Origin of the sequence: Candidatus Darwinibacter acetoxidans, assembly GCF_041936445.1 — a bacterium.
Lineage (GTDB): Bacteria > Bacillota > Limnochordia > Darwinibacteriales > Darwinibacteriaceae > DTU010.
The window spans coordinates 1-5,695 of record NZ_JBHGXH010000167.1; the positions used below are offsets into that span (position 1 = coordinate 1).

Here is a 5,695-nt window from a genome sequence, read left to right on the forward strand (position 1 = left end):
GGTGCAAAAGTTCTTGATCTACGGTAATCTGGTATTGAGCCATTCAAATTCCTCCTCTTAGAATTCTGGTTTGTCCAACTTCTATTCTAACTGAGGAATTTGTTAATGGCTCTCCTATTTTTTCAGAAAACCATTTTTACACCATTATACGGACTCAACTTACGGGCTCCTTCGCGAGCCCGTATTCTCGTTATTAGACAAAAAAGGGCCGTGCAGGATGAACTAATCAACGTTCATTCTGCAACAGCCCCTTAAAGTCTCTGCGCTGTGGTCAGCTGCCTAGAAACGCTGGGTAATACCCGCGCTGATGCCGGTAAAAGCTTCCCGGGTGGGGCCAAATTCCAGGCCCTCGTGCTTGAAGCCGGGCACTTTGAACGATCCCCCCACAAGGCCCACCTGTATGCTGAGCTCCTCGGAGAAGTCGTAGGTCACATCCAGCCGGGCGTTAAAGGATGTGCTGGCCAGTATATCCGCGGTGGTTTTCTTGGCGCTGGTGTACGACCAGTTCACCCAGGGTGTCGCGGTCAGCACGGCGCTGCTGCGCACCTTGGGGGCCAGTTCAATGTCCAGCACCACCTGGCCGGCAAAGCCGTGCCCGGTGAGGGTGAAATCCCCACTCTGCCCGCCCAGCTCGCCATCGAAACGGGTGGAAAGCAGGTGGTAGCCGAGGCCCACGTAGATCTGCATGGGTCCCTCTTCCAACAGGCGGTAGTTGGCGGCCAGCTGGCCCAGGTTCTGGCTGACGGACTTGCCGCCCAGACTGAGGCTCCCCAGGTAGCTGCCGGTGAAGCGGAGATCCTCGTGATCGTACTGTCCCCAGACGCTGGTGAGCAGCTGTGATGCCCTGGCGCTGCCTTTCCCCAGAATGTCGGCGTAATTGGCCCAGCCGTAGCTCAGCTGCACACCGGCGAGCAGCTGCGCCGCGGCGCTCTGCGTTCCCGCGAGCAGGCAGATCAACAGAACGGAAAGGGTTATCAAGATGAAACCTCGACGCATGCGCGGCTCCTCCTCTTGGTTAGTTCGGGATGGGCATAAATTCGTGATCTTGCTTAGGAAAACCTGCTGCGCTTAGAAGGTTTTCCGCCGGTTTGTCAGAATATAGAAAGGAAAAACACCGAAAGTTGCGGAGGGCTGAATCGTGAAGAGACTAGTGTGTATGCTGGCAGTGTTGGCTGTGGTTTTCGGAGCAAGTTTGGCTGCGGGCGCCGTATCTGTGGAAGGCGATGCTAGCTATCTGATGGGTTTTGGTGACAACAAGGGGCAGGGCTTTGCCGCCCATGCCAAAGTGGAGCTCATGGCTGAAGTGTTTGCGGATGCCGGGTTTTCCTATGTGACGTTCGGTGAAGAGCGCACTGAGACCCTGTTGACTTTGGGAGGCCTCTACCGTGTAGCCAGCGAGGAAGACCTGCAGATCTTTATCGGAGGCGGCTATGCCATGCTGACCCTCACCGAAAAAGGCGTGGCTGCCGAGGGGAACGGCGATGACGAAAAGGGTAATGGCATCTTCGGCAAATTCGGGTTCACGCTGATTCCCGGTCCCAAGATGACCCTGGTGGCCGATGTGGGCTACGCACCCCGCTTCAAGCTCAATGCGGATGACCGAGTCAGCCTGATTACCGCCCGGGCTACGCTCTCTTATGAGGTCATGGAGAACATTGCCGTGCAGGGAACTGTGAAGCACTACCGCGCGGGTAAGGATATCCAGAGCGGTGTTTTGATCGGCGGCGGAGTGGCCATCTCCTTCTAAGCCTTCTCTTTTAGCTTGAGCACTAGACCCCGGCTGTACACAGCCGGGGTTTTAAAATGTTCATTTTGACATTGACAAAATTAAGCACCGTCTTTAGAATGTGAAGTAAGGAATTGGAAAGTGAAAGTGCGAGCTTTAATTTATGAAGGTGGTGATTAATGTTGTCGAAACCCATCCTGACCAAATGCCCCGTGTGCGGCAAGGCCATGGCCGTGACTAAGCTGCACTGCAGCAGCTGCCACACCACGATTGAGGGCCGTTTTGAGGCCTGCCGCTTCTGCCGCCTCAGCAGTGAGCAGCGGCAGTTCATTGAGGTCTTCTTGACTTCCCGGGGTAACATTAAGGAGGTGGAGCGCCTTTTGGGTATCTCCTATCCCACGGTGCGCAGCCGTCTCGATAACGCACTGGAGGCTTTGGGCTACCGTGTGGAGCGGGAGCAGGACTTAAGGCGCAAAGAAATCATTGAGGCCCTGGACAAGGGCGAGATTACTTCGCAAGAGGCCATCAAGCTTCTGCAAGGGTAGGAGGGAGGTCAACATGCAGGAAGAACGGAGAATGATCCTGCGCATGCTGGAAGAGGGGAAGATCACCGCGGAGGAGGCGGAGGCTCTGCTCAATGCCCTGGGTGATGGCGCGGAGAGCAGTGAAGACAGCGAACCTCAAGAAGACCCCTGGGCGCGCCTGGAGAAGATGGGCGAAGATTTCGCGTCCAAGGTGGAAATTGCTGTGGAGCGCTTTTCCCGCTCCCTGGAGCACACGGTGGGTGAGAAGCTCACCAAACTGCCGAAGATCCTGGTCAAGTTCCCTTTCCTGGGCTTCGAAGAGACCCAGGAGTTCACCCAGGTGGTGCGGGGACCCGTGGGCTTGGGGGAAGTCATCCCCGTGGAATTGAGCAACGCCAACGGACCCATCCGCCTGCAGGGCTGGTCCGAGGACTACTACCAGCTCACCGTGGTACAGCGCCTTAAGGGACGGGACCGGGAGCTGCTGCGCAGCCGCCTGTTTGAGGTGGATTGGGAAGACAATGCCACCAGGGAAGAGTTCAAACTGGCTGTGCCCAGTTACGGCGATCGCTCCATCTCGCTGCACCTGATGGTGCCGGAGGGCCGCACCTACCAGGTGATCTTAGCCTCGCAAAACGGCTCCCTGCGGGTGGAAAACCTCAAGGGGACGGCGCTGGAGCTGCGGACCATCAACGGTTCCACGGAGCTCCGTTCAGTGAAGGCCCAAAGCCTGGTGGGGAAAATCGGCAACGGTTCCTGCGAAATGGACGGGGTGGAGGCGGAAAGCATCCGGCATACGCTGGGGAACGGCTCGTACCGCCTATCGGTGGCGGCCCCGGCGGTGGATTTGACCACCACCAACGGAACGGTCAATGTGCGGGTTACCAATCTCCAGGGCCGTGCGGATTACCGCCTGCGCACCACCAACGGTGCCATCAAGGTGAGTCTGCCCTCCCGGGTGGATCTGGGAGTATCGCTGGATCTGAAAACTTCGGTGGGGCGCGTTGCCGCAGAACTGGATTCCCTGGAAATCACCAAGCACGAGCGGCAGGGGGGAGGAGCGCTGCTCACAGCCCATTCCTCCGATTACCAGTCCTTTGCAGACCAGCTTCACCTGGAGGCCCGCTGCGTTTCTGGATCCATAACTGTATCCTCCGGAAGTAATTAAGCAGGAACAGCGAAAGATGTGGCGAAAAATAAAGGGGATGGTTAACGACCATCTCCTTTTGGCATGGAAATGAGGTTTAGTATGATCAAGTTGATTGCATCAGATCTCGACGATACGCTGCTGGATCGGGATGGTCGGATCAGCAGGGAGAATAGGGAGGTGGTACAAGAAGCGGTTGCCCGGGGGGTGATTTTCACCCTGGTCACCGGACGCATGTTCCATTCTGCGGCTCCCTTCGCCCACGAGCTGGGCCTAGATGAGCAGCAGCCAATCATCTGCTACAACGGAGCTTTGATTCAGCGCCTGTCCGGTGAGGTTCTCTATGAACGCTATCTTTCCCCGGAGCTGGCCCAGACTGTGGCGGAACACGGCCGCGAGCGCGGCTGGACGGTGAACGTCTACTACAACGATGAACTCTATGTCGCGGAGATCAACAGCGACGTGGAGCGCTATGCGGCTGGAGTTCAGGTCGGGGTTACCGCGGTGGGCGATTTGGTGGAGTTCATCAAGGACGGCGGGAAGAGGTTGGCTAAGATCCTCATTCCAGGCCGCCCCGAGGACAGCCGGGACCGCATCGCAGAACTGAGGCAGTTAGTAGGATCACAGGTGGAAATTGCCAGTTCGAAACCGCAGTATATTGAGATTACGAGTGCAAACACAACTAAAGGCCGGGCTCTCAAGTGGCTGGCAGAATTCTTCGGAATCAGCCCGGCGGAAGTGCTGGCCATTGGTGATGGAAACAACGATGTGAGTATGCTGCAGGCGGCGGGGATCGCCGTGGCAGTTGGTAATGCTTCCCCGGCTGCGAAGGAAGCAGCGAGTTATGTAACCAACCCCAGTTGGGAGCATGGGGTGGCTGAAGCCATTAGGAAGTTTGTTCTGGCTCCCGACGTTGCGAAGCAGCCCCAAACCTCGTCCTGAATTTGGTAGAGACAAGGGGCGGAAAAATCTGCAAGTTTGTTTTGCCAAACAAAACATTGTGTGTTATTATTTCATTGTAAGTTAATATGTCTGGGCTCCGTACCCCGGCATATTTGAAATATCCCACTTTTTGACGGAGAGGAGATTTTTCGTTGGCACAAGTTCTTCTGAAAAACGTTACGAAACGTTTTGGTAATGTAACTGCTGTAGACAACATCAGCTTGGACATTAAAGACAAGGAGTTTATCGTACTGGTTGGTCCCTCGGGCTGCGGTAAGTCCACCACCCTCAGGATGGTGGCGGGCCTGGAGGAGATCACCGAGGGACAGATTACCATCGGTGATACCGTGGTCAACGATGTGCCCCCCAAAGACAGGGACATCGCCATGGTTTTCCAGAACTACGCGCTGTATCCCCACATGGACGTGTACAACAACATGGCTTTCGGTTTGAAGCTCCGCAAGTTCCCCAAGGATGAGATCGACCGGAGAGTTAAGGAAGCCGCGAAGATGCTCGGTATCGAGAACCTGCTGGACCGCAAACCGAAGGCACTTTCCGGTGGTCAGCGTCAGCGTGTGGCCGTTGGCCGGGCCATCGTCCGTGAACCTAAGGTGTTCCTCATGGACGAGCCGCTGTCCAACCTGGACGCCAAGCTCAGGGTGCAGATGAGGGCGGAGCTGAGCAAACTGCACAACCGCCTGCAGACCACCATCATCTACGTGACCCACGACCAGACGGAAGCCATGACCATGGGCGACCGCATCGTGGTCATGAAGGACGGACATATTTACCAAGTAGGTGCTCCCCTGGACATCTACAACAACCCGGACAACATGTTCGTCGCCGGCTTTATCGGCAGCCCTGCCATGAACTTCCTCGATGTGGTGCTGGGTAAGGAAGGCGAAACCTACACCATCGATGCCAAGACGTTCAAGATGGAGATCCCCGCGCAGAAGACCGCCGGCATCAAGAATCTGGGCAAATATGTGGGCAAGTCCATCGTCCTCGGTATCCGTCCGGAAGACATCGAAGACGCAGCCATCGTGGGTGAAGATCCCCAGTACCAGATCGTTGAGGCCGATGTGGACGTTACCGAGCCCATGGGCGCCGAAGTCTACGTCTACTTCTCCTCCGGAGAGAACAGCTTCATCGCCCGTCTGGATGCATCCACCAGCGCAAGGGACGGCGCCAAGCACAAAGTGGGCTTCAACATGATGAAGATCCACCTCTTCGACAAGGATACGGAGGAAGTCATCCGCTAAACGGAGAGCACAGACAGCTGAATAGGGAGAGGGTACCGTGCGGTGCCCTCTTTTTTCGCGCCCTGCGCCCCTTGGTTTTGGCGAACATTGGTTC

General features: G+C 56.3%; 6 protein-coding genes. 5 read left to right on the forward strand and 1 reads right to left on the reverse strand.

The features are described 5' to 3' along the window. Window positions 1–279: 279 nt before the first annotated feature. Window positions 280–996 (reverse strand): hypothetical protein, encoded by a 717-nt coding sequence (locus ACE4YL_RS06295; RefSeq protein ID WP_461359735.1) that lies wholly within the window; start codon window positions 994–996, stop codon window positions 280–282. Between the two features lie 142 nt (window positions 997–1,138). On the opposite strand from ACE4YL_RS06295, the gene ACE4YL_RS06300 reads away from it, so the two are divergent. The 5 genes from ACE4YL_RS06300 to ACE4YL_RS06320 all read left to right on the forward strand — a co-directional run bounded on the left by ACE4YL_RS06300 (window position 1,139) and on the right by ACE4YL_RS06320 (window position 5,601). Continuing rightward, the gene (locus ACE4YL_RS06300; RefSeq protein ID WP_461359734.1) at window positions 1,139–1,747 is read left to right on the forward strand and encodes a hypothetical protein; all 609 of its coding nucleotides are present in this window, start codon (window positions 1,139–1,141) and stop codon (window positions 1,745–1,747) included. Between the two features lie 158 nt (window positions 1,748–1,905). Continuing rightward, window positions 1,906–2,271: a DUF2089 family protein gene (locus ACE4YL_RS06305; protein ID WP_461359733.1), complete on the forward strand. Its 366-nt coding sequence runs from the start codon at window positions 1,906–1,908 to the stop codon at window positions 2,269–2,271. Window positions 2,272–2,284: 13 nt separating this feature from the next. Continuing rightward, window positions 2,285–3,418, forward strand: a complete 1,134-nt coding sequence (locus ACE4YL_RS06310; protein ID WP_461359732.1) for a DUF4097 family beta strand repeat-containing protein — start codon at window positions 2,285–2,287, stop codon at window positions 3,416–3,418. Window positions 3,419–3,499: 81 nt separating this feature from the next. Then, window positions 3,500–4,339 carry a Cof-type HAD-IIB family hydrolase gene (locus ACE4YL_RS06315; RefSeq protein ID WP_461359731.1) on the forward strand — a complete coding sequence of 280 codons (840 nt, stop codon included), beginning with the start codon at window positions 3,500–3,502 and terminating at the stop codon, window positions 4,337–4,339. Window positions 4,340–4,491: 152 nt separating this feature from the next. Continuing rightward, complete coding sequence (locus tag ACE4YL_RS06320; RefSeq protein WP_461359730.1) at window positions 4,492–5,601, forward strand: ABC transporter ATP-binding protein; 1,110 nt, start codon at window positions 4,492–4,494, stop codon at window positions 5,599–5,601. The last annotated feature ends 94 nt before the right edge of the window (window positions 5,602–5,695 follow it).

Coding starts and splice junctions, on each gene's coding strand:
- ACE4YL_RS06295 (WP_461359735.1), bottom strand. CDS start 996: ATGCGTCGAGGTTTCATCTTGATAACCCTTTCCGTTCTGTTGATCTGC.
- ACE4YL_RS06305 (WP_461359733.1), top strand. CDS start 1,906: ATGTTGTCGAAACCCATCCTGACCAAATGCCCCGTGTGCGGCAAGGCC.
- ACE4YL_RS06310 (WP_461359732.1), top strand. CDS start 2,285: ATGCAGGAAGAACGGAGAATGATCCTGCGCATGCTGGAAGAGGGGAAG.
- ACE4YL_RS06315 (WP_461359731.1), top strand. CDS start 3,500: ATGATCAAGTTGATTGCATCAGATCTCGACGATACGCTGCTGGATCGG.